Raw genomic sequence first — 26,985 nt, 5'->3', positions numbered from 1 at the left:
TTTATTTTTTTAAAAAATCCACTAGCTTTTCCCTTGTTGAACTGAACGATAAGGCGTCTCCTACTTTCTCATAATTCTGTTTATCCACACAGGTTGGATAAGCATATTTGGCAAAGGCCAGTTTATTATCATCTCGTATAAAAAGTTCCATTAAATCAACAATTTCACTAACACTTAGGCGCATACTTTTTAATTCCTGAGCAGCTACAGCAAGTCTATCCTGATCGTTTTCCTTCTGATTTAATAGATCATTCAATCGATTAGAATTCGTCTTATTCATTCCTCCGGCATCAGACTGATCATTATCTTCATTTTCAGCATATCCTCCTTGATTCGCTATACCATCACGATAAACCTTAGAGTCTCCTCCTGACTGCCTATATTGATCATTATTCCATCCATTATGATATCCCCCACGATTATTGTTGGGCAAATCGTCACGATCTTCTGATTGTCTATATCGATCATTACCTTGTTCATTACTATAGTCATCCCGGTTATTATACGGTAAATCCTCACGATAATTACCATTGTTATACCGATCAACAGGATTCATGGATTCCAAGATAATTCCCCTATTTCCGCGTCTGCTACTGACAGAAAATACAACGTTCATATATTGTCCATTTCTATTGACAAGTTGCACACCGCTACCATTCAATGTACGTTGTTGTCTATCAGCAAACACAATACGCAAATCATAACGACGACTCGTCAAATTGGATACCCTAATATCCGTGGAAGCCCTATTGTTATACAAAACGTTGTTGATATAAAGAAAAAATGGAACATCTGTAGAATAGATATTTAATGCCCCGCCAAAAGGTCTGTATCGCTGCGCAAACCCAGCCGTTGCGACAATAAGCAACAAGACCATAACCAAAATTTTCCTGTACATAATCCGATTAAATTTATAATCCTTCGACTACACAGAATAAAAAAGGATTAAGAAACCAAAGAATTTAACATTTTGTTATGCTTTCTTGTTCCGGTACTTCTTATAAAGTTTTACGGCCATCATTAAAGCAATGGATAAAATTAAAAGCCCCAAAACGCCAAATATCCAGTTCAGTGCCGATTTTAAGACAACAGTAAAAACGATCGCAAATAATAAAACTGTTGCGACTTCATTAAACAAACGGAGATTTGTTGAAGTTAATTTGGATTCTTGACGACTCAATTTGAACATAATCTTCTGGCAGGTAAAATGATAGATAATCATTCCCAGAACGAATGTCAGTTTTACATGCATCCACCCCATGGATAATAAACCAGGGGAATAGCATAACATAACTAGTGCAGAAAAGACAGTGATGTACATCGCAGGAGTAGTAATAACCCACCACAGTAATTTCTCCATCTTACTGAATTCTTTATGCAAAACATCAAACGCTTCTTGACTCTTGTCCTTAGCTTCCGTATGATATATAAAGAGTCGAGGCATATAAAATAGACCTGACATCCAACAAATCACAAAGATAATATGAACTGCTTTTGCATATAAATAGACCATAGTTACAAAAATAAGAAAAGTTAATAGCATTCAATACGTCCAAACATCAATTGCGCAAATCTTACATCCAATATACAATAGTGCTATATCAACAGAAATAGATTAAATATAAGTCAAACAAAAACGACCTGCCACAGGCAAGTCGTTTTTGTTTTTGAAGTGGGTAGCAAACTAATACCTAAATTCTTTTACAACCTCAATGGCATATTTTACATTATCAAAAGGAATATCTGGCATGATACCATGTCCCAAGTTAAAGATAAAACCATTTTCACCTCTCATGCGCTCAAATAATTCGATAATCTTCTTTTTGATAATAGGTTTATCTGCATACAAAACGAATGGATCCAAATTTCCTTGAACAGCAATACCCTGTGGCAGAGATTGTTTAATATTTTTTAAATCCGCATTCCAATCGATAGAAACAACATCAGGTTGCGCTTCGACCATCATTGGTGCAAAAACAGAAGATCCTTTACAAAATGAAATGACTGGAATATCCTTACGGTTCAGCTTAGCAATAATCTGCTTATTATAATAATGCGAAAAATCACGGTAATCATTCCATGATAAAGCCAGGGCCCAGCTATCAAATAATTGAATTGCATTTACTCCAGCTGCGATCTGCATGTTAAGATATTCAACCGTTACATCTGCGATCTTTTGAAGGATCATATGTGCCAACTCAGGCTGATTATTCAACATCAACTTCGTTAACTTAAAATCTTTCGAAGATCCACCTTCAACCAAATAACTTAAAATTGTAAATGGTGCTCCCGCAAAACCAATCAAAGGGATACGGTTGTCAAGACGTTGTTGAATGACCTTGATTGCATCAGCAACATACTGTAATTTATCCAAACAGTTGGTAGACAAAGCTTCAGCATCCTTTACAGAACGAACAGGATTAGAAAAACGAGGACCTACACCTTGTTCAAAGGACAGATCCCCTCCCATAGCTTCAGCTGTAACTAAAATATCAGAAAATAAAATAGCTGCATCAATGCCTAGCAAATCTACCGGAAGCATAGTGACATCCGCAGCAATTTCTGGTGTTTTGCACATCTCCAGAAAGGAATATTTATTTTTGATATCCCAATATTCCTTCATAAAGCGTCCAGCTTGACGCATCATCCACACAGGAGGTCTTTCCGTTTGCTGCGAGAATGCAGCTTTAATCAATAAGTCGTTTTGTAAAGTAGTACTCACTATAAATGTTTTGAAATTTCGTTTTCTATTTTTGTAATAATGCTGTTCTGTCTAGCCGTCAGATGTAACTTATTGGCAACATCTGTATAAGCTTTCGCTCTTTCATAATCCAACTTTCGCAGCGCTATATTTGCCAGATTGATCATCACCATCCCCTTTTCGTTATCTTTCTTCCAAGGCAGACGTGAAGCTAACTGAAAATGATATTCGGCCTCATCGACACGTTCCTCTTTAAGCGCAATATTTCCCATCATAAATTCATAGAAATTGCGTCTGCCTTTACGAAGTGCATCCGGATTCTTGATCTCTGCTAACAAGTTTTTTGTCTTTTCATAATCTTGCCGATGAAAAGCCTGCGTTGCCAAAAAAACGGAGCCTTCTCTAAAATGACTCCAAATCAAGTAGCCTATTCCACCTGCAATCAGCACAGCAGTTTGATAATGCCCTTGGTATAAGCCATAGCCCAATAATAATGCAGCAATAAAAATAACGGCTATTCTAGCCCTGATTGTCATCATCTCTTTCTACCTATGCGTTATTGTCGGTAAACTTATAACCAACACCTCTGATAGAATGGAAATAAATCGGATGCTTTTGATCTGGTTCGAAATATTTTCGGAAGGTTAAGATAAAATTGTCGATGGTACGTGTAGATGGGTAAACATCGTAATTCCATACGGTCTCCAATATTTGTTCCCGGGATACAGCCTCATTACGTCGTTCAATCAACAGTTTCAACAGCATGGTTTCCTTCTTTGTCAACGAAGTGATCGTGCCATCCGCATGATGTAGCTCATACGAATTAAAATAGATCGTTTTATCACCGATTTGGTAAGAATTTAGTTCTTTCAAATCGTCCGGTTTCATGCCACGACGCACCAAATTTCCAACACGAAGGATCAATTCCTCTAAGTTGAAAGGTTTTACCAGATAATCATCCGCCCCTTTCTTAAGACCTGTAATTCTATCCTCACTGCTGTTTTTAGCAGTTAAAAACATGATAGGAACCTCAGTGTTTTGCAGTCGAATAGTTTCAGCCACCTGGAATCCATCAATTTCGGGAATCATCACATCCAAAACCACCAAGTTGAAACGTTCCTCCTTGAAGACTTTTAATGCTTTTTTTCCATCGGTAGCCGTAGTAACACGGTAACCTTCCATTTCGAGATTCAACTTGATAGCTTCTAACAAGTGTTCTTCATCTTCGACAAGTAATATTCTTTGTTTACTTTGCATTTCTTTCAAATGTTACTTCAAAAATACTCCCTTTAGGAGTGTTATCTTTAACTTTTATGATCGCGTCGTGCTTCTGCAATACGGTTTTCACGATATATAACCCCAAACCTGTACCTTTGGTTTTTCGTGTTGCCTCACTTCCCACGCGATAAAACTTATTAAAGATAAGTTTTTTCTCTTCATCACTGATACCGATACCATGGTCAGCAACAGAAAAAATTATTTTATTATTCTCCGTGTATAATTTCACATCCACCATAGCACATGCCGGCGAATACTTAATCGCATTTTCTATTAGATTAGTAACCACATTACTAATCGCAAACTTATCTGCATGAATAATGATATCCGCCTCCAAATAAGGTTTCAAGACCTGTGAACTACAGGAATTCTTTTGAAGCCTATCTACAACCTGTTCGACCAAAGCAGTAAAATTAAAATCCTCCTTCGGCATACTGTAATTTCGGCTGTCCAACTTGGTTGTCATCAATACATTTTCCACCAGATCATCCAAACGCTCGATATCCTTCAGCGAGTTTCTCAAGAACGTTTGTTGTTGCTCTTTGTCAAGTTCACGCCTCAAAATAGTTTGAATATACAATTTGACGGAAGCCAATGGCGATTTAAGTTCATGCGTAATAGCCAAAAGAAAGTTCTGCTGTTGTTGAAGCAGTTTCTGCTCCCTTTCAACCAGCCGCTTCAACCGCCATGCACCCCACAAGAAAATAATCAAGAAGAATATTCCCTCTCCTATGATCATGTTCTTTTTACTCGGATCAAAACGGATAAACATCACGCCCCACCATATCAGTTGCATAACCGCATAGAACAATAGAAAATAAAAGAGTAACAGCGCTTTCTTCATGTGACAAAAATAGGTATTCACCCATGTATTCGGAAATATCCGAAGGATTATGACACAAAGAAGAAAATTAACCGATTCGCAATAAGACTAAAATCACCAAACAGTCATATAAACCATCGGCCCCCCTGTATCAGTAAAAGTAACCTTTAATTTCATCACTAGATAACCTAACTGACTTGGAATTTCAGGTTAATTTGTTTTAATTTTGCATATGTTTAATCACGAGAAAAAAGACATTTTCTTCGACCTAGATCATACAATATGGGATTTTGATAAAAATGCCGAAGAAAGTCTGCACGAGCTATATTTTAAATACAAGTTTGATCACTTGTTTAATCAAGAATCATCCACTCGTTTTATAGAAACTTATACAGTTAACAATCATCGACTTTGGGGACTCTATCATCACGGAAAGATTTCAAAACCAGAACTTAGGAAAGCTCGCTTTGCAGACACCTTTACCGAGCTCGGTGTGGATCCGGAGTTGTTTCCTGAAGAATTCGAACTGGAGTATCTCGCTATCTGTCCAAAAAAAACAAACCTGTTTCCCCATGCACATGAAACCTTGGCTTATCTGGGTGACAGATACAATCTTCACCTAATATCTAATGGTTTTAAAGAGGCCTGTGAGACCAAACTGGAAAAGAGCAACCTAAACAAATACTTCAAACATATTTTTATTTCCGAGGTCATCGGTGTGAATAAACCGGATCCCCGAATATTTGAGTTTGCTATGACGACTGCTCAAGCGCAGCCCCAACAATCATTGATGATCGGAGATAACCTTGACGCCGACATCCGTGGAGCCGTAAATGTAGGCATGGACGCCATTTTCTTTAACCCAAATGTTATTGAAAAACCAGACGATGTATCACATATGATTATCGACTTAAAAGAATTACAATCGATACTATAGAAAATAGAAAAAGCAGCTTTAAGCTGCTTTTTCTATTTTAGAACCTTAACGGTAATATTCTTAAACCATACATCATTTCCATGATCCTGAAGACCGATAAGTCCCGATTTGCTATCGCCACCCACATGGCTCAACAATTCAAAAGCCAAAGGCCATTTTTCCTCACTGAATTTACTTTTTTGCAATAAATCAATCCAGGACTTATCCCATAATGTATATTCAACAACCTTTACACCATTTTGAAAATGCTCTACCTTGCCATTGTTTACCCTGATCTTAACTTTATTCCACTCGCCATATGGCTTACCATTCTGAGGCTTAGCAGGTATCATATCGTACAATGATGTCGATTTACGGTTTCCATCTACCCCCATTTTAGCATCAGGATGGTTCTCATTGTCCAAAACCTGACATTCTGGAGACGAGATATAAATCGGTTGTCCTTCCACTTCCTTCGCTAAAAAGAAGATACCTGAATTTGCTCCTTTAGCAACTTTCCATTCCATCTCCAATTCGAAATTCTTGAAATCATGAGCAAAGACCAAGTCACCACCTTCTTCTTTACCAACATTGGCTTGACTATCAAATTTGATCGCTCCCTCATTAATCACCCATCTTTTTGGAACTACTGTCTTATCATATCCTCTCCAGCCTTCCATGGAAGTACCATCAAAAATAACATAGGCGCCAGCTTTATTCTTTTTAAATTTCTTGATATCTACACGGGGTAAATCTAAGATTTTGTAAGCAGGAACCTCTTTTTTTGCTTGCGCTACGGCAGTATTAAGATGTGCTGAAAAAGCAATCACTGATACCGCAAGAACTGTTTTTAATAACTTCATTCTTTTTAGTTTTAGGTTTGTTTTAAAATTAAATTTAAGCATTTGAGTGTATAAAGAGGAATATTTTTTAATATTCCTCTCCGCCTCCCATTTCATTTGTATTCGACACTTTTTTCTTTGATTTGTTTAAATCCTGGCTACCAAACCGATAGGAAAGTGATAAAGTTACCATCCTCTTCATCCAACGGTGCTCAAAATTTGATATTAGTTGAGCGGTCTCTGTCACACCATTCATTTTTCGCGAATTAAATACATCTCTCACATTCAACATAATCGAAGCTTTCTTCTTGAACACATCTTTTTTTAAGGCTAGATCCATACCTTTCATGGCATTCATCTGCCCCTGAGCCATTACACGCGAAGAATTATACTCGCCTCTCATTTGAGCAGAAAACGTTGGTGTAAAACGATAATTAGCGGTCAGATTAGCATTATAAGCGAAATCCTTTCGTTCTGTAATATCGTAGTCCGGGTTTGCATTATACTGAATGTGGATCAAATTGAGATTAAATGTAAAGTCAAAATCCTTCGTTGCGTTGACTTTTGAAATAAACTCAAAACCCGAAAGATTACGACTGGTCATATTCTCCCATCTACTGTATGTTCTTCCATCCTCTATCTTGTAAACAAATGGCTGAATAACCTCACTTGCGTGATTGAAATAGGCAGAAGTTATGAGGTTTACTTTACCAAAGGTTTTGGCAAAGCTCATTTCCAAACTGTGTACATCTTCCGGTTTCAGATTCGGATTTCCCTGACGATAATTCAAATCATCGGATACGTTTAAAAATGGGTTAACTTGCCAACCACGAGCCCGTTGAACACGACGCGAGTAGCTAAATTGAACTTTATCTCCATTTTCACCAACATCGTAAGTTAAAAACAGTGTTGGATATAACCTGAAAAATTTCTGTTTAGCATTGGACTCCGTTTCCACTGCAGCTGGATCCTTGGAGAAATAGGTGGACTTGAGTTCAAATTGCTCTCCCCGGAGTCCGATTTGATAGCCAATTTTATCTGTTAATTTATTTTGATAATTCGCATAAATCGCATGGACAGTACTCGTGAAATCAAAATCGTTGCTGATTCTATAATCCGGCACATAATTACCTAAAGAATCGAGTGATCTGGAAAATTGGGTATCAAATGACTTTCTGATTTGAGACCTGTAGCCTGCCTCGAATTTGCTTACCTCGGAGAAAGGTAAAACATAATCCAATTGAAGGTTGATATTTTTACCATCCTCAGACGTAACATTCTTCCGTGAGGTGGCCTTCCGTCCATCGGTATAATTTTGAGAAAAATCATTTGTACCATCTTCCTTATCTCTCCCATAACTTGCATTTCCCGTCAACTCCTCTCCTTCTCTCTTAAATTGATGTCTAAAATCGGCATTAAATTCATAACCAAGATCGTCTTCAAATTGTGTTGAATTTCGAACACTCGTTCCTGTCATCTGCGATTGCTTAAAGAACTCGTAATTCAAGTCTTCTATTCGCTTGTTATCACGTATACTTAAATTACCCGAAAAACTCAATGAAGTACGGTCTGACATATTATAATCAAACCCAGCTTTTACCGTATGGCTATTGCCCTTTCTTGACGATTCGGATTCGCTATAATTACGCGTGCTATCACCAAAAAACGTGTTGTCCGTTTTCCCACTTCCCAACATGTTTCGTTTATTGAAGTTATAGGATCCGAAGTAATTGAATTTCCGATCACGATAATTCAATGTTATACCGGCCATATAATTATCATAAGAACCAGCGGATGTATTTATCGATCCGTTCAGCCCTGTCCGAATATTTTTCTTTAAAACGATATTGATAATCCCAGTTTGGCCCTCTGCATCATATTTAGAGGATGGATTTGTGATGACTTCAACTTTTTCAATTGAATTGGCTGGTAGACTCTGAAGCAAAGAAGTTACATCATTTCCTGCTAAAGCAGACTCCCGGCCGTCGATTAAAATCTTCACACTACTTGATCCACGCAAACTGACCGATCCATCCTGATCAACTTGCAAAGTGGGAACATTCGCAAGCACATCGGTCGCTGTTCCACCCGCGCTGACCAAACTCTCACCTACATTGAAGGTTTTACGGTCTATACCAATTTGCATGGCTGGCGCTCTTCCTTCAATAACGACTTCGTTCAACATATTACCTGTAGACTTCAAAGCAATTCGACCTAAGTCCTTGCTTTTATTCCCTAATATCTCTATACTATCAATAGTTTGTGTCTCGTAGCCAACATAAGTGATACGGACATTATATTTTCCAGGTTTAATATCAGACAACAAAAGGAATCCTTGGGATACAGACTGTCCGCCCTTAACAAAGACGTTACTATGGGCGTCAAAGAGCGCGACACTAGCGGATGAAATAGGTTTAGAGGTTTCGCTATCGACTAAAATAGCTTTGATTTGACCTGTTTGAGCAAAAAGAACAACAGGTAAAAAGAATACAAATAAGAAAGATTTAAACGATTTAGCGTAAAAAAACATGCTTCAGCTTAGTTTATAAGTTATAGTGCAAAGAAAACTAAAACTTACAGACAAAATTGAAGCGTAACCACATTATTACGGTAACAAAAGAATAGCAAATTACTCCACAGAAACAGTCAATCCCTCGGCTTTCAGAATTTTACGATAGATCTCCATCTCCGTATAAGTACCCTCCAGTACAGCACATTTCCCCTCAGTATGTACTTTCCAGGCAATCTTCTCAGCTTGCTTCTCGGTATATTGTAAATGATAGATGAGACAATGAATCACATGTTCAAACGTATTGGTTTCATCATTCCACAAAATGAGGCGATTAGACTCTTTCACAGAGGCTAATATCTCTTCTAACGTAAAGGTTTCTTCAGCAGTTTGGGTACCCATGCTGCAAAAATAGAATATTTTTTTCTAAATTAACGATAATATAAAAGGGAAGAATACAATCAATTAGAGGAATTTATTATGTTACAGTCAAAAATTGCAGGAATTGGCTATTACGTCCCAAAAAACGTATATACCAATAATGACCTAACACGCTTTATGGATACCAGTGACGAATGGATTCAAGAACGAACTGGCATTAAAGAACGTAGATATGCAGACCGAATAGGCGAAACCACCACCACTATGGGGGTCGAAGCAGCTAAAATTGCCATCGAACGAGCTCGTATTACACCTGAAGATGTCGACTTCATCATCTTTGCCACCTTATCGCCAGATTATTATTTTCCGGGCTGCGCCGTTCTACTGCAACGGGAAATGAAGATGAAGGAGGTCGGGGCACTGGATATTAGAAACCAATGTTCTGGCTTTATATATGCGCTTTCTATTGCCGATCAATTTGTCAAAACAGGGATGTACAAAAATGTGCTCGTGGTTGGTTCAGAGAAACACTCTTTTGCACTTGACTTTTCTACGAGAGGACGGGCCGTCTCCGTGATTTTCGGCGATGGTGCCGGAGCAGTGGTTGTGCAACCCACAACCGAAAATGGTAAAGGAATCCTCAGCACGCACTTACATTCAGACGGAGCGGATGCTGAAAAGCTAGCGATGTATTACCCCGGAGCTTCCAGTGGGATTTGGCTGGATAAAATGCCCGACTGGCCGGATCAGGAATTGGGCGGATTATTAATGACCAAAGAGATGCTCGAAGATGGAACTGCGTTTCCAAATATGGATGGTCAGGCCGTCTTCAAAAAAGCTGTTGTCAAATTTCCTGAGGTCATTCATGAAGCGCTAGCGAAAAATAATTTAAAAACCAGCGATATCGATTTATTGATTCCACATCAGGCCAATCTTCGCATTTCCCAATTTGTACAGAAAACTCTTGGGTTAAAGGAAGATCAGGTATTCAACAATATTCAGAAATATGGTAATACCACAGCAGCCTCTGTACCGATAGCACTATGCGAGGCTTGGGAAGAAGGAAAGATTAAAGACGGCGATATCGTATGCTTGGCAGCTTTTGGAGCAGGATTTACGTGGGGTTCAGCCTTAATTCGATGGTAGATAATAGCATATATAGAAAAAGGGCTGATCATGTGTGATTAGCCCTTTTTCTATATATTTCCGAATAAAAAAATTATCCGTTTGATAATGCTGCTGCACCAGATACGATCTCTGTCAATTCTGTTGTAATTGCAGCTTGACGTGCTTGGTTGTAAGATAGCTTAAGTGATTTAATTAAGTCACCAGCATTCTCTGTAGCTTTATCCATTGCCGTCATACGTGCTCCATGTTCAGAGGCATTCGAATCTAAAACAGCTTTGTATAATTGAATCTTGATTGCTTTAGGAATCAACTCCTCGATAATCTTCTCTTTGGAAGGCTCGATGATATAATCCACCTCAGCTTCTATTTTTGCTTTATGCGTATGTTGTTTGTTTTCCTCCGCAGGTAATAATGGTAAAATCTGCTCTGCAGTCAACTCTTGAACTGCTGCATTTTTGAACTGATTATACACTACTTCAACACGATCAAAATTACCTTCTTTGAATTGTTCCATGATAAATTCAGTCACCACAGATACAGAACCAAAATTTAAATCAGAAAACAAATCAGAGTGATTAGCTACCATGTTGAAGTTACGTTTCGAGTAGAAGTCATAACCCTTTTTACCAATACCAATGATACTCAAATTACCCTTTGCATGTTGCTCGGCATATTTGTTAAAGATCAAGTTATTAGTCGCTTTGATAACATTTGCGTTGAATGCTCCAGCCAAACCTCTGTTCGAAGAAACAACAACGATCAACACCTTATTTGGCTCGCGGTCTACTGTAAAAGGAGAGTTACTTCCCTCAACACTCGCAGAAACATCCGCCAAAATATCTCTTAGTTTATTCGCATATGGGCGCAATTGTAAGATAGCGTTAGTAGCGCGCTTCAATTTAGCAGCCGAAACCATTTTCATAGCTTTCGTGATCTGCTGTGTTGATGATACCGAGGTAATCCGGTTTCTTACTTCTTTTAAATTTGCCATATTTGTTTTAAGTATTAAGTACCTAGTATTGAGTATCGAGCCTTGTCGATAGACTCAATACCAAATACTCATTACTATTAATATTTTGATGCTAAATCCTTAGCTACTGTTTCTAATACTGCAGTTAATTCATCGGAGAACTTATTCGCTTTAAAAGCTGACAATACTTCTGGATGACGTTGTTCCAATTGAGTCAAGAATTCTTCTTCAAATTCTCTCACTTTATTCACAGGAACATTACGCAATAAACCTTTAGTTCCGATATAAATGATCGCAACTTGCTTCTCAACAGAAACCGGAGAGTATTGACCTTGTTTCAAGATCTCAACGTTACGAACACCTTTATCCAATACAGATTTAGTAGCAGCATCTAGATCAGAACCGAATTTCGCAAAAGCTTCCAATTCACGGTACTGAGCTTGATCCAACTTTAATGTACCGGATACCTTTTTCATCGGTTTGATCTGCGCATTACCACCTACACGAGATACAGAGATACCTACGTTGATCGCTGGACGGATACCTGCGTTAAACAAGTTAGACTCCAAGAAGATCTGACCATCTGTAATTGAAATTACGTTGGTTGGGATATACGCTGAAACGTCACCAGCCTGAGTTTCGATGATCGGAAGCGCAGTTAATGAACCACCGCCTTTTACCAAGTGTTTGATCGACTCAGGTAGATCATTCATGTTGCGTGCGATATCATCTGAAGAGTTGATTTTCGCGGCACGCTCCAACAAACGGCTGTGTAGATAAAATACGTCACCAGGGTATGCTTCGCGGCCCGGTGGACGACGTAACAATAATGAAACCTCACGGTAAGCTACCGCTTGTTTAGACAAATCATCATAAACGATCAATGCTGGACGGCCTGTATCACGGAAAAACTCTCCGATAGCAGCACCTGCCATTGGTGCATAGAACTGAAGTGGAGCAGGATCAGCAGCAGATGCAGCAACAACTACTGTATAAGCCATAGCACCTCTTTCCTCCAATGTACGCACGATATTCGCAACTGTAGAATTCTTTTGACCTACGGCAACGTAGATACAAAATACAGGTTCTCCTGCATCATAGAATTCTTTTTGGTTCAAGATTGTATCGATACAAACAGCTGTTTTACCTGTTTGACGGTCACCAATAACCAACTCACGTTGACCACGACCAACTGGGATCATCGCATCGATCGCTTTGATACCTGTTTGTAATGGCTCAGTTACCGGTTGACGGTAGATAACACCTGGAGCTTTACGCTCGATAGGCATTTCATACAAATCACCTTGAATAGGTCCTTTACCATCGATTGGTTGACCTAAAGTATTTACAACACGTCCCAACAAGCCTTCACCAACTTTGATGGATGCAATACGGTTGGTACGTTTAATAGTATCTCCTTCTTTGATCTCATCAGAAGGACCTAAAAGTACAACACCAACGTTGTCTTCTTCTAAGTTTAATACAATACCTTGTAATCCGTTATCAAATTCAACCAACTCACCGGACTGAACTTTAGTTAAGCCGTAAATACGAGCAATACCGTCACCCACAGCAAGTACGGTACCCACTTCCTCTAGTTCGGCTTCTGATTTAAAGCCCGACAATTGCTCTCTTAGAATTGCCGAAACTTCATCTGGTCTTACCTCTATCATTTTAATTATTATAAGGGGTTTTTTGATTTATTTTACTTCAAGTATCAGAACAAATTAATTATTCTGATTCAAATATCTTTCCAATTTATTCAACTTACCAGCAATACTTGCATCAATTTGGCGATCGCCGATATTGACTACAAATCCACCGATCAAATTATGATCAACTTTATTGATCAATATCACTTGAGCGTTGGTTTCTTTCGCAAGTACATCTTTCATCGCTGCCAAATTAGCTTCAGAAAGCGGCGCTGCAGATGTAACTGTAGCTTTCACAATTCCTTTTACCTCGTTATACTCACGAATAAATTCTTGAGCAGTGGCATATACAATCTCGCCACGACCTTTGTTGATCATGATCTTAAAGAAAGCCAAGATATTTGGATTGATCTTATCTTTAAACAGCGCATCCAATATGTTTTTCTTCTTGTCCAAAGGAACAATAGGATTGGCAAAAACCGCTTGCAACTCTGTACTGGATTTTAAAACAGCAATGAATGAATCCATATCTGTCTTGATTGTTTCCAGTGCGCCTTGCTCGCTAGCCAAGTCGATTAATGACTTAGCATATCTCGATGCTACTTTAAATACTGACATAATTCTATTTCGTAATTTAAGTGACCGGATTAGTTCAATTTAACGTCATTAAGCAAATCTGCCACTAAAGCTTCTTGCTTTCCTTGGTCCTCAAATTCTTTGTTTAAAACTTTGCGAGCGATATCCAAGGACAAAGAAGAAACCTGAGATTTAACCTCAGCCAAAGCTTTATTCTTTTGTTCATTGATCTCCTCTTTTGCTTGAGCAATCATTCTAGAACCTTCATACTGTGCTTGTGTTCTCGCTTCAGCAACAATTTTCTCTTTTAGCTCCTTTGCTTCTTTAAGGATAACATCACGTTCCGCGCGAGCTTCTTTAAGCAATTGTTCGTTCTCATTTGTCAAACGAGCCATTTCCAATTTAGCTTTCTCAGCAGCCTCCAATGCATTCGCAATTCCTTGCTCACGTTCATCTAAAGCATTTACGATAGGTTTCCAAGCAAATTTGCCTAATAAAAATATCACAACCAATAAGATGATTAGTTGCCAAAAGAACAAACCGTACGAGAACTGATTAATTAATGCTTCCATTTATATACAATTGTAAATTATAATTTTCCTTTGTTTGTATTTTTTTGTTTAAACACAGTCTGCAACCAACCGTTGCAAACTGTGTTTAGTAATTTTTTTAATCAACTTGGATTATGCACCTAAGATTAAAGCACCGAATGCTAAACCTTCAACTAAGGCACCAATGATGATCATCGCAGTTTGAATTTTAGATGCTGCTTCTGGTTGACGAGCGATAGCTTCCATAGCTGAACCACCGATTTTACCTAAACCTAAACCTGCACCGATTACGATTAAACCTGCACCTACTAAATTTGGAATTACCATGTTTTTAATATATAAAATTTAACAAAAAAATTCAATTAATGATGAGCGTGTTCCTCTACTGCCATTCCGATAAATAAGGATGACAACATCGTAAAGATGAATGCTTGAAGAAAAGCTACTAAAAGTTCCAATAAGAATAGAACAAGTGTCAATACCATAGAGACACCAATACTACCTACTACTGTCAACTGTTGTTGGAATAAATAGACAATTGCGATCAAACCCATGACAACAGAGTGACCAGCCGTAATATTCGCAAACAAACGCAACATTAAGGAGAAGGGTTTTGTAAACATACCCAACACCTCAATTGGTGCCAAAACTATTTTAAAAGGAACTGGAACACCCGGCATCCAGAAAATATGCTTCCAATAATCTTTATTTCCTTTGAAATTGATAACAAAAAAGGTAAATAAAGCCAAACATAACGTGACTGTAATATTTCCCGTCACATTAAAACCAAGAGGTGTTAAACCTAATAAGTTTAGAATAAAAATCAGGAAAAATACCGATAACAGGTAAGGCATAAATTCCTTATAACGGTGACCGATATTAGGAATAGCCATTTCATCACGTACATATAAAACCAATGGCTCTAAAACACGACCGATGCCTTTTGGCAAATTATTCACACCTTTTTTATAGGTTTTAGCTAGGCAGATAAAGCCCCAAAACATTAAAAATGCAGCTAATATTAAACCGACAACGTTTTTTGTAATCGAAAAATCTAGGGGTTTTGCATTCGTAGGATGATGTTTTTCATCGTAACTCAATATACCAGCAGCGTCTGTTTTATAGATCTTTCCGTGATAAAGTGTGTAGTATTGACCATTTTTCTCCACAACAGACTCACCGTGATGAAACTCGCCAGAAGAAAAAACAATCAATCCATTATCAATAAGAATTACTGGCAATGGAAAACCATAATGTTTTCCTGCTTTTTTATCGGTAAACAAAGAGAAATAATGATCATCCTGTAAGTGATGTTGACTATACTCTTTAATTTCCTCAGCCTGGGTTTTAGGCGCATCCCCATGCGCTTCCTCAGCTGCTTTTAAGGTAAAAGGATTGACAGCAAGAAAAATTACTGCAAATAATAAAAGTGCTCTCTTAAGATTCACCATTTCAGATTACTATTGAATAATAAAAAATTTTGCGCAAAAATACAATTTTATTTGGCATAAATCACCATTTGTTTAAACTTTTTCCAAAAATAGTTTAAACCTTTTTATCTGCTTGATTTAAAGCGCTAAAAGCGATGTATACATCCACAAACAAAGCGATGAAAAATACCACCAAAAAGTTATATTCGATAAAGTTGTTTTCAACGGTCTTTAGCCCGTCCTTTATATAAATATACCCCGCAACAGCTTTCAGTAGCACGAGCCCTAGAAATATTACACCTAATTTCTCCGGCATGGACCAGTTCGCAAAAAAGATCAAAACCGCAGCCAGCAAAGAAGAACAGACGCCAAAAGTATACATCCCCACAAGACTGTAGGACGTTTGAGCCCAGTATCCCTCTGTGTTCATTCCGGATATCACGAGATAATGCGCAGCAAAACTTGCCGCAAAAACGATCAGCAGTACAAATACGCTTTTCAGATAACTATTCATTTTTATTAATTTGATTTGCCTGCCTGATGAACTGATACAAAGATACAATCACCCCCAAAAGTGTTAATCCCTTCATCCCCCATTCACCAGCAATCGCATATTTATTGTCCAACCAAGTTCCCACCCAATAAAATAAATAGATTGTCACACCCATTTGAATAGGCATGGAAGTAAATACAATCCATTTGTTAATTTTCTTATTGGTTTTCTCCTCTTTCAATTAGCTTATAATAAAAGGTTGACAAATATACATCATAAATCCTTATCCACTACAATCCCAAAACTTTTTGTCCAATTTTAATATCCGGATAATCAATATCTGCCCCCAAAAGCATTTTAAGTTCTGAAGAGGATTTATCCGGGTTTGCACGTATCACACCAAGAATACGATCCAACTTCTCCTGCGCGATCAACTCTGTTGCTTCCACTTCGGCACCCACAAAGTTAATCAGGTGCCCATATATCGTACCGGCAACCATCCCGCGCTTAACCGCTATATCAGCAATGCTCATCCCATCCTTAAACATTTCTAAGGAAACCTCCTTTGTATCCAACTTCTTAGGCCCCTCTTCATCTGCATTTTGCGCAGCCAATTCATCTTTTTCTTTGGTCTTCACACTGGCAGCAACATCGAGCATCGCTGTTTGAAAATCTTCCCGTTTTGAAAGCGTATCGGCAATAAGCAGACAATGTTGCAACTGCTCGCGTTTTCGCTTGTAATCAAGCAACAGTGCTTTTAACTCGTCAATATATTTCTTCGTACGTTTTCGTATCTGATACTCTTCGATATGTTTGGTTAAGGCCTCAATCAGATCTACATCCATTTTCGGTAAAAACCAATTGACCGCAGCAGTAGAACGTTCACAAATTACATCATAGTCGATCGCGTTTTTATCCCGCAACAAATCATACAATACAACAATAAACTTATGTGCAACTTTCTCCTGGGTCTGAAGGTGCTTGACCAATTGTTGAAAAAATAGTACTGCTTGTTCCTTTCCATCAATATTACGCTCCTCAAGTGATTTCAGTAATTCAGAAGTTTCGGCCAATAGACCGTCCCAACGGAAACCGTGCATTAAAATCTGGCCAAGATAATTCCGCTGGCATTGCTCTAGAATCTCATTTACATCAGCCTGTCCCTGAGCACGCTGCGCAAATTCGACAACTTGGTAATCGGTACGGATGGCATAAGACGGGATGATCGATTTTAATACAAGCCCATCTAAACTCGTTAAACGGCTCAGTGCAACGTACACCTGTCCCGCAGCAAAAGAGGTACCTGCGTCAATAATCGCTTTTTGAAAAGTTAAACCCTGGCTTTTATGAATGGTGATAGCCCAGGCCAGTCGAAGTGGAAATTGCGAAAATGTACCCAATATCTCCTCCTTAATCTGATCTTGCCCCTTATCGTAATTATACCGAATATTCTCCCAGGTCTCCCTTTTTACCGTAACAGATTCCGACCCATCAGGAAATGTAACCGTTACTGTGCCCTGCACCGTATCGATGTCCTTTACCGTACCAATCTTTCCATTGTAATATTTACGCTCATCTCCCGAATCGTTTCGAATAAACATCACCTGTGCCCCTATCTTTAAGGATAACGTTTCTTCAGCAGGGTAGGAACCCTGCGCAAAATCATCTTTGACAACAGCCTTAAGATTTAACATTTTCCCCGATAATGATGCCAACTTGGCTCCGTTTATTTCATCAGCATTTCGATTATGGGAGGTCAATGTAATATACTGATCCTCTTCATTTGGAACAAAGTCCTGTTGATAATAACCATTTAAGGTCGTTAGCATGTCACTTGTACACTGATTGTTTCGTATGGCATTCAAAATGGAAATAAAACCCTCATCTTGCTGACGATAGATTTTATTAAGCTCTAACATCACCAACGGATTATCCCTTAAAATTTTAGCGTTAAAGAAGAAAACAGAAGAATAATGATCCCGTAAAACATTCCATTCGGCATCTTTCACTACTGGTGGCAACTGATATAAATCTCCGATAAACAATACTTGTAACCCACCAAAAGGTCGCATATCGCGACGAACAGATTGCAGAATCACATTAATCGCATCCAACGTATCTGCACGGACCATTGAGACCTCATCAATTACCAATAGTTCCAATTCCTGCAAAATAGCTCTGCGCTGCTTGGTCAGTTTAATCGTACTGAATAAACGCGATTTATTGTAAATATGACTATCCTGTTCGTCCCAACGTAACTCATAATCTTCAATAAAAGTTCCAAATGGAAGCCAAAATAAAGAATGTAAAGTGGTTCCGCCCGCATTCATCGCAGCCACGCCCGTGGGTGCCGTAATAGCCATCTTCTTGTAGCTATGCTCACGGATATACTTCAAGAACGTCGTTTTTCCTGTACCAGCCTTTCCTGTTATAAATATGTTTTGGTTCGTTTGGTTAACAAAAGCAACAGCCTGCATAAATGCAGTATTTTCCCGATCGACTTGAAAGTTTGACATATCCTGAAATTAGATTGATCACAAAATTAGCAATTTCATTTTTAACTTCACGCGACATATTATAGCTAGAGATATCCAAAACAACTCCATTATAACGGATTTAGATAAAGCTAAAACGGTTAACTTAAAATATTAATGGATTTTTTTTATATTTAGCAACTGAATTAACGAATAACAAATTTTTAGAATTTTTAATATGGCTATAGATAAAATCGCATTGTTTGAAAAAGTACAGGAAATGCTGACATCCAAAGGTTTTCGTATTGATAAATCAGATGCTGCACGCCCTTGGGGAGGATTTTTCGTTATCGACGAATCCCAAGCACAAGAATTTGCCGATGAGTACTTCGGCGGAATGGATGTACAAGAATTAAGAATTTCAGGAAAATTAAGCCCAAAAATTTTAATTGTCGCACCAGAGAAAAGACTTTCATGGCAATATCACCACCGTCGTGCCGAAATCTGGCGTGTTATTCAAGGTAACGTAGGCGTTATGGTTTCTGACACAGATGAAGAATCGGTTGTTTCAACATTGAAAGAGGGAGAAACAATCAGATTGCGTCAAGGGCAACGTCACCGTTTAATTGGATTGGATGGCTTCGGTATTTTAGCCGAGATCTGGCAGCACACAGATGCCAACAATCCTTCTGATGAAGACGATATTGTTCGCGTACAAGATGATTTTGGCAGATAATAGTCCCACAGGACCGTTACCGCCCAAACAAAGATTCCCAATCAACAATTGGGAATCTTTGTTTTTACCCCAAACATAAAGTGCCATAGCAGCTGATTCACTCTCCGCACAGTTGCATTTCATCGCTTTTATCCAAGCTCCTCCATCCCATGTCCATTTCAGGTGTTCCATAACGCAATTCATTAGAAGAGAATATTAATTTTTATTATTTTAGTAGAGATATAATCAACTATGACATGATGAGCAACGACGATACTAAAAGAGGATCCAGTATATTAAACAGTCTGAAGAAATTAATTTTTGAGGACGATCAGCCAAAGCAAACGCCACCGGCACAAGCCCCTCCGGCGCCAGCTACTAGCGCTGCTCCAAAAAGCCCCTCTGTACCACCGGCATATTCATCGCCCACGGCCCAGGCTCCAACTGGAAAAACACCGCCCCCAATCCCTATAACAGCCAATGACGGAACAACCGACCTCAAAGAAATGAAATTAAAGGTCTATGCCATTCTTGAAAAACTCAACGAACAGGGTGTAGATTTTTTCGAAGTATGGAATGCTGCTGCCGCAATGGGAAAAGTAGAGGAAAACACATTAAAAGCAGCCTATACTTCACTGAAATTTGTAGACAGTTCGTTAACCAAGGATAAACTGGTAGCAACTGGCACAAATTATGCTAATAAATTGAAAGAAACCATTGCCAAAGAATCGGAACAAAAACAGGCTGAAAAGAAAAAGACTGAACAAGACCGAACCATGGAGATTGCAAATCTGAACACTGAAATCAAAACAATAACGGAGAATATCGCCAAATTGCAAGATGACCTACAGAAAAAACAACTCGCTTTGGGTCAAATTAATGAAAAGTACGAACCAAGAATTAAAGATATCGAACAAAAAATAAACATCGGCAACGCGGCCGTTGATGAAGTGGTCACCGAAATCAACACTGCATTGCATATGATTAATCAATCAATAACATAAAAATAAATCAATGGAAAGAAAAGATCAGTATGTTAATATTCCCGCTGAGATAAAAACGCAACTTCCGATATTTCAAGTACTGGGCGATCATTTGCCTGCACAATTAAAATCACCAGAAGCGAAGAAGACAGCTTCATCGATCTTCTTTTGGGCGCTTTTACTTGGCGGAGCCTTTGCTTTTTTCAAGTACTTACCGATTATGCTGGAATATGCCGGAAAAAGTATACTTTTTGTGATATTCAGTATAATCCTGATTACCTTACTATTGCTAGCCCCAAAGATCATTGCGCTATTGCACCGACTGGGTACCGTCCTACTTTTTAAAGGTGAAAAATCCATCATTAGAAATAACCCTATCGAAACCTTACAACTGTTATCAAGAGATGCAAAAGACACCCTGAAACGTGTGAAGGAAAAAATCAGCAATGTAGACGGTGTCCGCATCGACATGATTCAAAGCGGTGAAACTGCTCAAAAAACAGCCGAAGAGAAGTACACCTATGCGAAACGTTTCACCGCTGAAGCGGCCAATCTCGACGAGAAATCAAAGGAGGAAACTAGCAAAAATAATGCAGAGAAGGCAAATGCTTATGCAAGAGATGCCAAAGAAACACGTACCAAAGCATTTCTATTGGGAAAAGAAGGTGAATCTGAAGAGCAAAATGCGCGCAGTTACGTACAATATGCCAATCAATTTGCAAAAGTATTGGAAGTTCTAAAAGATAATGAAAGCGCAGCGCGTATCTATGTCAGCACCTTGGATAGCAGCATTTCTATTATTTCCAAGAAGCTAGAAGCCACTCAAAAGATGAAAAATGCCACCGATGGCCTAGCCGATGTGTTCAATATTAAAGATGGCTGGGCATTTCAAGAGGCCATGAATGCAGCAACAGGTGCCATCAGTCAAAATATTGCCTCTATCCGATCGAATCTTGATTTCTTGGATCAAAACAACAATATCACCGTGGGTGGCACGCCTACTCAAGGTGAACTGGAAGAGTTTATCCGCAAAGTTGACGAACGTAATCTAAATGTATTAAACGTAACACAAATGGCCGATGCCAGCTATGAACTCAAACCCGAAGAAAAAGTAGATAAAGGATTTACATTACTCGATTAACATTAACTAAAATCAAACTTATTATACGAACATTATGGAAGAAAAATCAACATGGGCAAGATTAAGATGGCCAATCAAAGCAATTATCATCGCCTTACCTATTCTCGCAATCGGTTATTGGGCCATTCAATCGGGCAAATTTGATGCTAATTCGACAGTCCAAACAACAGATTCAACAAGCAATAATGGTCATGCGGCCGCACCTTCATCAGGCTCAGAAACGACTCGTTCATTCAACTATCAACCCGAAAAACCAATCGACGGCGAATACAAGGGTGTCGTTGAAGTGGGCGCTTCGGGTTTCAATTCCTTTGTCGTCAATATGGACAAAGAAAATCGCTGGGAGATCATTTCCAAAGACTTTGGAAAGTCATTTGCATACGAAGGATTGGCAAATACGGAAGACATCCGTAAAGGATTAAAAGATTATATAGGCATGATGCTCGACAAAGGCGTCAAATCCAAAAACATACATTTCGTCATTAGCTCCGGAGCCCAGAAAGAACCTAAAACTTCAGTTATCAGTGCTGAACTAAGAAAAATGGGCTTTGTGGTCAACCTGGTTACAGCAGAGCAAGAAGGAAAATTAGCATTAAAATCTGTCCTGCCGAAAGCTTACGAAGATAATTCATTTGTTGTTGACATAGGCTCCGGTAATACTAAAATTTCCTGGATTGACGGTGACACAAAATCGGTAGAAGCACCTGGTGCAAAATATTATGAAAAAGACCTTAAAGATGACGCGGTCTATACAGAAGTAAAAAAATTAGGCGAGAAAATTCCGTCAAATAAAAGAGAGGTTTGTTTTATTATAGGCGGGGTTCCTTTTGAATTAGCATCGCAGACACGCCAAGGTGAAGAGCGTTTTACGGTTTTGAACGATCCAGCATCTTACAAAACAGATAAAATAAAAACAAAAAGCGGTGTCAACATCTATAAAGCAATTAAAGATGCAACCAATTGCGACACTTTCGTATTTGATTGGGATGCCAATTTCACGATCGGATTCCTACTTTCACTAAACAAATAGTCAAGACGATTAACATAAAAAAAGCGCTGTTCTCTTTTATTGAGAACAGCGCTTTTTTTATAACCTTTTTTGTTATCCCATAAAACTCAAGAGATATAAAACAATAATGATCGCCAATACCAAAAAAGCAATTTTCCAAAAGCTATAAGGTCGTTGTCCATAAACTTTACCGTTAAATGCATTGACCATGATCTGATAACTCTTTCCTTTGTACTGATAAGCTGATAACCACACAGGTAAAAGAATATACTTCAATTTAATGGATTTAAAATCGCTATCAATAGAATCAATATCCTGTGTATCACCACCGATGTCATTCTCAACCTGACGTTCGATTTCCCGATCCATAATAGTCCGGGCAGTCTCCGCAGCTTTTACATGATCCACACTAAAAGTTTCAGCGATAAAGCCACTTAAATATTGCTCATTGAAAGGTTTTAGATAGCCCAAATTCCAAGGTCCGATTTTATCAGAGAACTTTTCGGGAAGAGATGTTGATCCCGAAATGACAATATCCTTAAATTGACTATAGATACTACCTGAAGCTGGATACCAATTTGTTCGTCTTTCTTCGTATTCTTCCGTCTCACCATCCGAATTGCGTCTTGTACGCGTCACATAATAATACTCGCCACGTGACCCCACATAATCAGAATGTACATCTGCATCATAGGACCAAAATGGTATATACACTCCTTTTAAACGATCATTTCTTGAATTAAAAATTCGCTTAAAGTCATTCGGAGCGAACCATATCTTACCGGCCCATTGTGTCAATAACCCAAAAGCATTTTTGTAATCAACGGAAAAGGGAACAAGACCATGTGGCTTCACAATACGCTTTTGCTGATGGTCAATTACCAAAGGTGAAGCACAAAAAGCACATAAATCTGCCGTAACATGAGGATTCAAACGCGAGTTTGCACCACAGTTACTGCAATGCACGACTTCAGCCAAATAGCTATAGCGCTCATCGGCGACTCCTTCCATTGCTTGTCCAAAAACTTTATAATCTGTAGATTCAATATGCCCATCTTCCGGTAGCTGATCCGCTATTTCATTCCTAGTTCCACAATAGGAACACTCTAAATAGGAAGTACCAGGCTGATAAGTCAAGATAGCACCACAGCCCTGGCATTTTAACCCCTGCTCTATTTCGGAGGTTTTTTCTTCAAAACTCATAAAACTCGGTCGTCCGTTTTATCCTAAACTCCTGGTATCGGTGGCGGGTTCTGCGAAAACAGATCCTTTAATTCGCCTACCTTTTCAGCCTCAATCCAGTTTTCAAGTCCCTCTTTCCAAACCAAGGTGGCAAGTGTCATCGTCCCCTCTTTTACAAGACCGCGCAGCTGTTCCGGATCAAATGGCCCTTCCTGCTTACCTTTAATGGCCAGGTAATAGGCTACCGTTTTGGGCAATGGAGGTGGTCCAACGGCTCCGGTAGACGAAGCTACAGCAGCTGAGCCCATACCAGTAGGATTATTCCCATCAAAACTGTTTTGCTGAAATACATTACCCATTTGACCAACCATTCCTGCTCCCAGCCCAGCACCAAATCCAGCACCTACGATCCCCCCACTATTGGGATTCTCAGCAGCTTTCTCCATGGAATTAGCCGCTTGAAATTGGGCATATGCCCCTAGATTACCAACGACCCCCATACTGCTTCGCTTATCAAGCGCCTTTTCCACCTCTTCTGGGAATGAAATATTTTCGATTAAGAATTTCGTTAAGCTCAAACCCAACTCATCAAAATCAACCCCAATTTTTTGTTGTATCAAAGCCGAAACTTCATCATAGTTGGATGCGAGGTCTAAGGCTGGTATCTTCGACTCAGCAATAGCATCCATCCCACGCGATACCGCAATATTTCGAAGTTGCTCTGTGATATCTTCAACAGTAAAAACAGGCGTCGTCGCAACCAGCTGTTTCATAAAAACAGTAACGTCCTTCACCTGAAAGGAGAAATTACCGAAAGCCCGAAGTCGAATTGGTCCAAATTCAGGATCCCGCAGCATAATCGGATTTTTGGTTCCCCATTTCTGATTGACAAATTGTCGAAGGTTGACAAAATAGACATCGGCTTTGAATGGGCTATTGAACCCGTATTTCCAACCTCTGATGGTTGTCATGATCGGCATATTCTGTGTTGTCAATTCATAGCGACCAGGCTGAAAAACATCCGCAACCACACCTTCATTCAAAAATACCGCAGCCTGCCCTTCCCGCACAGTCAACTGCGCACCCATTTTTATTTCATTCTGATACCGTGGAAACTTCCACACAATCGTATCTGTGCTATTATCGACCCATTCGATAATATCGACAAACTCATTCCTAATTTTATCAAATAATCCCATAAATTATTCTCGTTACAATTACTTACACTAAATGTAAACATTTCCCCGCAAACCGGCAATTTTCTCCAGCAGCACGCAAACGATCGATATCTAAAAAATTTAGCCTTTTAAACTACTTATCATAGTTTATTTTTTTTACTTTTGTTAGCTAAGTTCTACATTAATTTATGAGTACATATAACGAAGACAGCATTAGGTCCCTGGATTGGAAAGAGCATATTCGCCTTCGTCCGGGAATGTACATTGGAAAATTAGGGGACGGTTCGGCCTATGATGATGGTATCTATGTTTTATTGAAAGAGGTCGTTGACAACTCGATTGATGAGTTTGTTATGGGCGCTGGTAAAATTATTGATATCACGGTAAACGAAAATAAAGTTTCCGTACGCGATTATGGACGTGGTATTCCAATTGGTTCTGTGGTTGATGTTGTTTCTAAAATCAATACAGGTGGTAAATATGATAGTAAGGCTTTCCAAAAGTCCGTTGGTTTAAATGGTGTCGGTACAAAAGCCGTAAATGCTTTGTCCAGTCAGTTTACCGTACAGTCATATCGTCAAAACATAACGCGCATCGCCCAATTCTCCAAAGGAGAATTAGTCAACGATGAACAAAAGGATACAACACAACGAAATGGTACAGCCGTAACATTTTACCCCGACGATTCTATTTTCCGGAATTATAAATATAGGCCTGAATTTGTTGAAAACATGATCTGGAACTATGTTTTTCTAAACTCAGGACTTACGATCAACTTTAATGGTCAAAAGTTTATTTCTGAGCACGGACTAAAAGATCTATTGGAACGAAATATTGATGCTGAATCCATGCGCTATCCGATTATTCACTTACGGGGGGATGATATTGAAATCGCGATGACTCACGGCCAGCAGTACGGAGAAGAATATTATTCTTTTGTCAACGGTCAGCATACCACGCAAGGTGGAACACACCAGGCTGCCTTCCGTGAAGCAATTGTCAAAACAATCCGCGAGTTCTACAAAAAAGAATTTGACGCATCGGATATTCGTTCATCAATCATCGGCGCCATCGCGATCAAAGTGCAGGAACCTGTTTTTGAATCACAGACGAAAACAAAGCTAGGATCTCAAAGTGTAGGCCCGGAAGGTCCTACTGTAAGAGGATTTATCAATGACTTTGTCAAAAAAGCATTGGATGATTACCTACATAAAAATCCGACAACAGCTGATGCCCTTCAAAAACGTATTCTCCAATCAGAACGTGAACGTAAGGATATCGCCGGTATCAAAAAACTCGCCAACGAAAGAGCGAAGAAAGCTTCTTTGCACAATCGTAAACTACGTGACTGTAAAGTGCACTTCAGTGATAAAAATGAACGTAACCAAGAGACAACTTTGTTTATCACTGAGGGGGATTCTGCATCTGGTTCAATTACCAAATCGCGGGATGTGCAGACTCAAGCAGTTTTCAGCTTAAAAGGAAAACCGTTAAACTCCTACGGCATGTCCAAAAAGATCGTTTATGAAAACGAAGAATTTAACCTCTTACAACACGCGCTTAATATTGAAGACGGTCTCGATGGATTACGCTACAACAATATTGTTATCGCTACCGATGCCGACGTCGATGGAATGCACATCCGTCTGTTGTTATTGACATTTTTCTTGCAGTTTTTTCCAGACCTTGTCAAAGCTGGTCACGTTTCCATCTTACAGACACCACTTTTCCGTGTCCGCAACAAAAAGGAAACGATCTATTGCTATTCCGATGAAGAACGACAAAAAGCAATCGCAAAATTTGGCGCTAAGCCTGAAATTACCCGATTCAAAGGTTTAGGTGAGATATCACCTTCCGAATTTGGATTATTTATCGGAAAAGATATCCGCCTTGATCCGGTTATCTTGTCCAAAGACAATAAAATTCAACAGTTATTAGAATATTACATGGGCAAAAACACACCAGACCGACAAAAACATATTGTCGAAAATCTACGTGTTGAAGTTGACCTTGAAGAAGAACTAACAAAAAAAGCGGGTTAAAATAACCCGCT

At 38.9% G+C, this 26,985-nt stretch carries 27 protein-coding genes; 7 read left to right on the top strand and 20 right to left on the bottom strand.

Annotation, left to right across the window (positions count from 1 at the left end; genetic code table 11):
* Nucleotide 1: 1 nt before the first annotated feature.
* The 6 genes from OK025_RS11535 to OK025_RS11510 all read right to left on the bottom strand — a co-directional run bounded on the left by OK025_RS11535 (nt 2) and on the right by OK025_RS11510 (nt 4,823).
* The gene (locus tag OK025_RS11535; protein WP_317669566.1) at nt 2-898 is read right to left on the bottom strand and encodes a DUF4476 domain-containing protein; all 897 of its coding nucleotides are present in this window, start codon (nt 896-898) and stop codon (nt 2-4) included.
* Nucleotides 899-973: 75 nt separating this feature from the next.
* Nucleotides 974-1,513: a CopD family protein gene (locus OK025_RS11530; RefSeq protein WP_075994977.1), complete on the bottom strand. Its 540-nt coding sequence runs from the start codon at nt 1,511-1,513 to the stop codon at nt 974-976.
* A 171-nt stretch (nt 1,514-1,684) separates the two neighbouring features.
* Nucleotides 1,685-2,722, bottom strand: coding sequence for a uroporphyrinogen decarboxylase (gene hemE, locus OK025_RS11525; RefSeq protein ID WP_317669565.1), 1,038 nt, complete (start codon nt 2,720-2,722; stop codon nt 1,685-1,687).
* Complete coding sequence (locus tag OK025_RS11520) at nt 2,722-3,240, bottom strand: hypothetical protein (protein ID WP_317669564.1); 519 nt, start codon at nt 3,238-3,240, stop codon at nt 2,722-2,724. The genes hemE and OK025_RS11520 overlap by 1 nt, the downstream gene beginning before the upstream one ends.
* 10 nt (nt 3,241-3,250) lie before the next feature.
* Complete coding sequence (locus tag OK025_RS11515; protein ID WP_070563139.1) at nt 3,251-3,958, bottom strand: response regulator transcription factor; 708 nt, start codon at nt 3,956-3,958, stop codon at nt 3,251-3,253.
* Nucleotides 3,948-4,823 (bottom strand): HAMP domain-containing sensor histidine kinase, encoded by an 876-nt coding sequence (locus OK025_RS11510; protein ID WP_317669563.1) that lies wholly within the window; start codon nt 4,821-4,823, stop codon nt 3,948-3,950. Before OK025_RS11510 ends, OK025_RS11515 begins: the two co-directional genes overlap by 11 nt.
* 211 nt (nt 4,824-5,034) lie before the next feature.
* On the opposite strand from OK025_RS11510, the gene OK025_RS11505 reads away from it, so the two are divergent.
* Entirely contained in the window at nt 5,035-5,739 is a 705-nt protein-coding gene (locus OK025_RS11505; protein ID WP_317669562.1) for a YjjG family noncanonical pyrimidine nucleotidase, read from the top strand.
* A 32-nt stretch (nt 5,740-5,771) separates the two neighbouring features.
* On the opposite strand, the gene OK025_RS11500 is transcribed toward OK025_RS11505, so the two are convergent.
* The 3 genes from OK025_RS11500 to OK025_RS11490 form a co-directional block, all read right to left on the bottom strand.
* A complete protein-coding gene (locus OK025_RS11500; RefSeq protein ID WP_083663849.1) occupies nt 5,772-6,581 on the bottom strand; it encodes a DUF1080 domain-containing protein in 810 nt (269 codons plus the stop codon).
* A gap of 67 nt (nt 6,582-6,648) precedes the next feature.
* Nucleotides 6,649-9,090, bottom strand: a complete 2,442-nt coding sequence (locus OK025_RS11495) for a TonB-dependent receptor domain-containing protein (RefSeq protein ID WP_317669561.1) — start codon at nt 9,088-9,090, stop codon at nt 6,649-6,651.
* 99 nt (nt 9,091-9,189) lie between these two features.
* Nucleotides 9,190-9,471, bottom strand: coding sequence for an ATP-dependent Clp protease adaptor ClpS (locus tag OK025_RS11490; RefSeq protein WP_046671971.1), 282 nt, complete (start codon nt 9,469-9,471; stop codon nt 9,190-9,192).
* A gap of 78 nt (nt 9,472-9,549) precedes the next feature.
* On the opposite strand from OK025_RS11490, the gene OK025_RS11485 reads away from it, so the two are divergent.
* Nucleotides 9,550-10,596: a beta-ketoacyl-ACP synthase III gene (locus OK025_RS11485; RefSeq protein ID WP_317669560.1), complete on the top strand. Its 1,047-nt coding sequence runs from the start codon at nt 9,550-9,552 to the stop codon at nt 10,594-10,596.
* Between the two features lie 73 nt (nt 10,597-10,669).
* On the opposite strand, the gene atpG is transcribed toward OK025_RS11485, so the two are convergent.
* The 9 genes from atpG to OK025_RS11440 all read right to left on the bottom strand — a co-directional run bounded on the left by atpG (nt 10,670) and on the right by OK025_RS11440 (nt 18,766).
* Entirely contained in the window at nt 10,670-11,569 is a 900-nt protein-coding gene (atpG, locus tag OK025_RS11480; RefSeq protein ID WP_120333225.1) for an ATP synthase F1 subunit gamma, read from the bottom strand.
* 77 nt (nt 11,570-11,646) lie between these two features.
* Complete coding sequence (gene atpA / locus OK025_RS11475; RefSeq protein WP_075994168.1) at nt 11,647-13,221, bottom strand: F0F1 ATP synthase subunit alpha; 1,575 nt, start codon at nt 13,219-13,221, stop codon at nt 11,647-11,649.
* Nucleotides 13,222-13,275: 54 nt separating this feature from the next.
* The gene (atpH, locus tag OK025_RS11470; protein WP_286842906.1) at nt 13,276-13,818 is read right to left on the bottom strand and encodes an ATP synthase F1 subunit delta; all 543 of its coding nucleotides are present in this window, start codon (nt 13,816-13,818) and stop codon (nt 13,276-13,278) included.
* A 29-nt stretch (nt 13,819-13,847) separates the two neighbouring features.
* Nucleotides 13,848-14,348 (bottom strand): F0F1 ATP synthase subunit B, encoded by a 501-nt coding sequence (locus OK025_RS11465; protein ID WP_286884231.1) that lies wholly within the window; start codon nt 14,346-14,348, stop codon nt 13,848-13,850.
* Between the two features lie 111 nt (nt 14,349-14,459).
* Nucleotides 14,460-14,654: an ATP synthase F0 subunit C gene (atpE, locus tag OK025_RS11460; protein WP_121127264.1), complete on the bottom strand. Its 195-nt coding sequence runs from the start codon at nt 14,652-14,654 to the stop codon at nt 14,460-14,462.
* A 35-nt stretch (nt 14,655-14,689) separates the two neighbouring features.
* Nucleotides 14,690-15,778, bottom strand: coding sequence for a F0F1 ATP synthase subunit A (atpB, locus tag OK025_RS11455; RefSeq protein WP_317669559.1), 1,089 nt, complete (start codon nt 15,776-15,778; stop codon nt 14,690-14,692).
* A 94-nt stretch (nt 15,779-15,872) separates the two neighbouring features.
* Nucleotides 15,873-16,271, bottom strand: a complete 399-nt coding sequence (locus OK025_RS11450) for a hypothetical protein (RefSeq protein ID WP_286842902.1) — start codon at nt 16,269-16,271, stop codon at nt 15,873-15,875.
* Nucleotides 16,264-16,491, bottom strand: a complete 228-nt coding sequence (locus tag OK025_RS11445; RefSeq protein ID WP_286842900.1) for an AtpZ/AtpI family protein — start codon at nt 16,489-16,491, stop codon at nt 16,264-16,266. The genes OK025_RS11450 and OK025_RS11445 overlap by 8 nt, the downstream gene beginning before the upstream one ends.
* A gap of 49 nt (nt 16,492-16,540) precedes the next feature.
* Complete coding sequence (locus OK025_RS11440) at nt 16,541-18,766, bottom strand: helix-turn-helix domain-containing protein (RefSeq protein ID WP_317669558.1); 2,226 nt, start codon at nt 18,764-18,766, stop codon at nt 16,541-16,543.
* A gap of 196 nt (nt 18,767-18,962) precedes the next feature.
* On the opposite strand from OK025_RS11440, the gene OK025_RS11435 reads away from it, so the two are divergent.
* The 4 genes from OK025_RS11435 (at nt 18,963) to OK025_RS11420 (ending at nt 22,593) form a co-directional block, all read left to right on the top strand.
* The gene (locus tag OK025_RS11435) at nt 18,963-19,460 is read left to right on the top strand and encodes a cupin domain-containing protein (RefSeq protein ID WP_046671961.1); all 498 of its coding nucleotides are present in this window, start codon (nt 18,963-18,965) and stop codon (nt 19,458-19,460) included.
* 236 nt (nt 19,461-19,696) lie between these two features.
* The gene (locus tag OK025_RS11430; protein WP_317669557.1) at nt 19,697-20,443 is read left to right on the top strand and encodes a hypothetical protein; all 747 of its coding nucleotides are present in this window, start codon (nt 19,697-19,699) and stop codon (nt 20,441-20,443) included.
* Nucleotides 20,444-20,453: 10 nt separating this feature from the next.
* Nucleotides 20,454-21,563, top strand: coding sequence for a hypothetical protein (locus OK025_RS11425; RefSeq protein ID WP_088162938.1), 1,110 nt, complete (start codon nt 20,454-20,456; stop codon nt 21,561-21,563).
* 34 nt (nt 21,564-21,597) lie between these two features.
* Nucleotides 21,598-22,593 carry a hypothetical protein gene (locus tag OK025_RS11420; protein WP_286842889.1) on the top strand — a complete coding sequence of 332 codons (996 nt, stop codon included), beginning with the start codon at nt 21,598-21,600 and terminating at the stop codon, nt 22,591-22,593.
* A 72-nt stretch (nt 22,594-22,665) separates the two neighbouring features.
* On the opposite strand, the gene OK025_RS11415 is transcribed toward OK025_RS11420, so the two are convergent.
* Complete coding sequence (locus OK025_RS11415) at nt 22,666-23,775, bottom strand: zinc finger domain-containing protein (RefSeq protein ID WP_075994177.1); 1,110 nt, start codon at nt 23,773-23,775, stop codon at nt 22,666-22,668.
* 23 nt (nt 23,776-23,798) lie between these two features.
* Nucleotides 23,799-24,953, bottom strand: a complete 1,155-nt coding sequence (locus tag OK025_RS11410; protein ID WP_317669556.1) for an SPFH domain-containing protein — start codon at nt 24,951-24,953, stop codon at nt 23,799-23,801.
* Nucleotides 24,954-25,120: 167 nt separating this feature from the next.
* Here OK025_RS11410 and OK025_RS11405 point away from each other — a divergent pair, with 167 nt between their 5' ends.
* The gene (locus OK025_RS11405) at nt 25,121-26,974 is read left to right on the top strand and encodes a DNA topoisomerase IV subunit B (protein WP_317669555.1); all 1,854 of its coding nucleotides are present in this window, start codon (nt 25,121-25,123) and stop codon (nt 26,972-26,974) included.
* The last annotated feature ends 11 nt before the right edge of the window (nt 26,975-26,985 follow it).

Origin of the sequence: Sphingobacterium sp. UGAL515B_05, assembly GCF_033097525.1 — a bacterium.
In the GTDB taxonomy this organism is placed as follows: Bacteria; Bacteroidota; Bacteroidia; order Sphingobacteriales; family Sphingobacteriaceae; genus Sphingobacterium.
This window is presented reverse-complemented; position numbering and strand designations above follow the sequence as displayed.

Coding starts and splice junctions, on each gene's coding strand:
- OK025_RS11515 (WP_070563139.1), bottom strand. CDS start 3,958: ATGCAAAGTAAACAAAGAATATTACTTGTCGAAGATGAAGAACACTTG.
- OK025_RS11435 (WP_046671961.1), top strand. CDS start 18,963: ATGGCTATAGATAAAATCGCATTGTTTGAAAAAGTACAGGAAATGCTG.
- OK025_RS11485 (WP_317669560.1), top strand. CDS start 9,550: ATGTTACAGTCAAAAATTGCAGGAATTGGCTATTACGTCCCAAAAAAC.
- OK025_RS11430 (WP_317669557.1), top strand. CDS start 19,697: ATGATGAGCAACGACGATACTAAAAGAGGATCCAGTATATTAAACAGT.
- OK025_RS11440 (WP_317669558.1), bottom strand. CDS start 18,766: ATGTCAAACTTTCAAGTCGATCGGGAAAATACTGCATTTATGCAGGCT.
- OK025_RS11510 (WP_317669563.1), bottom strand. CDS start 4,823: ATGAAGAAAGCGCTGTTACTCTTTTATTTTCTATTGTTCTATGCGGTT.
- OK025_RS11405 (WP_317669555.1), top strand. CDS start 25,121: ATGAGTACATATAACGAAGACAGCATTAGGTCCCTGGATTGGAAAGAG.
- OK025_RS11495 (WP_317669561.1), bottom strand. CDS start 9,090: ATGTTTTTTTACGCTAAATCGTTTAAATCTTTCTTATTTGTATTCTTT.
- OK025_RS11535 (WP_317669566.1), bottom strand. CDS start 898: ATGTACAGGAAAATTTTGGTTATGGTCTTGTTGCTTATTGTCGCAACG.
- atpH (WP_286842906.1), bottom strand. CDS start 13,818: ATGTCAGTATTTAAAGTAGCATCGAGATATGCTAAGTCATTAATCGAC.
- OK025_RS11490 (WP_046671971.1), bottom strand. CDS start 9,471: ATGGGTACCCAAACTGCTGAAGAAACCTTTACGTTAGAAGAGATATTA.
- OK025_RS11530 (WP_075994977.1), bottom strand. CDS start 1,513: ATGGTCTATTTATATGCAAAAGCAGTTCATATTATCTTTGTGATTTGT.
- OK025_RS11505 (WP_317669562.1), top strand. CDS start 5,035: ATGTTTAATCACGAGAAAAAAGACATTTTCTTCGACCTAGATCATACA.
- atpE (WP_121127264.1), bottom strand. CDS start 14,654: ATGGTAATTCCAAATTTAGTAGGTGCAGGTTTAATCGTAATCGGTGCA.
- OK025_RS11465 (WP_286884231.1), bottom strand. CDS start 14,348: ATGGAAGCATTAATTAATCAGTTCTCGTACGGTTTGTTCTTTTGGCAA.
- OK025_RS11425 (WP_088162938.1), top strand. CDS start 20,454: ATGGAAAGAAAAGATCAGTATGTTAATATTCCCGCTGAGATAAAAACG.
- atpG (WP_120333225.1), bottom strand. CDS start 11,569: ATGGCAAATTTAAAAGAAGTAAGAAACCGGATTACCTCGGTATCATCA.
- OK025_RS11420 (WP_286842889.1), top strand. CDS start 21,598: ATGGAAGAAAAATCAACATGGGCAAGATTAAGATGGCCAATCAAAGCA.
- atpA (WP_075994168.1), bottom strand. CDS start 13,221: ATGATAGAGGTAAGACCAGATGAAGTTTCGGCAATTCTAAGAGAGCAA.
- OK025_RS11410 (WP_317669556.1), bottom strand. CDS start 24,953: ATGGGATTATTTGATAAAATTAGGAATGAGTTTGTCGATATTATCGAA.
- OK025_RS11415 (WP_075994177.1), bottom strand. CDS start 23,775: ATGAGTTTTGAAGAAAAAACCTCCGAAATAGAGCAGGGGTTAAAATGC.
- atpB (WP_317669559.1), bottom strand. CDS start 15,778: ATGGTGAATCTTAAGAGAGCACTTTTATTATTTGCAGTAATTTTTCTT.
- OK025_RS11520 (WP_317669564.1), bottom strand. CDS start 3,240: ATGATGACAATCAGGGCTAGAATAGCCGTTATTTTTATTGCTGCATTA.
- OK025_RS11500 (WP_083663849.1), bottom strand. CDS start 6,581: ATGAAGTTATTAAAAACAGTTCTTGCGGTATCAGTGATTGCTTTTTCA.
- OK025_RS11450 (WP_286842902.1), bottom strand. CDS start 16,271: ATGAATAGTTATCTGAAAAGCGTATTTGTACTGCTGATCGTTTTTGCG.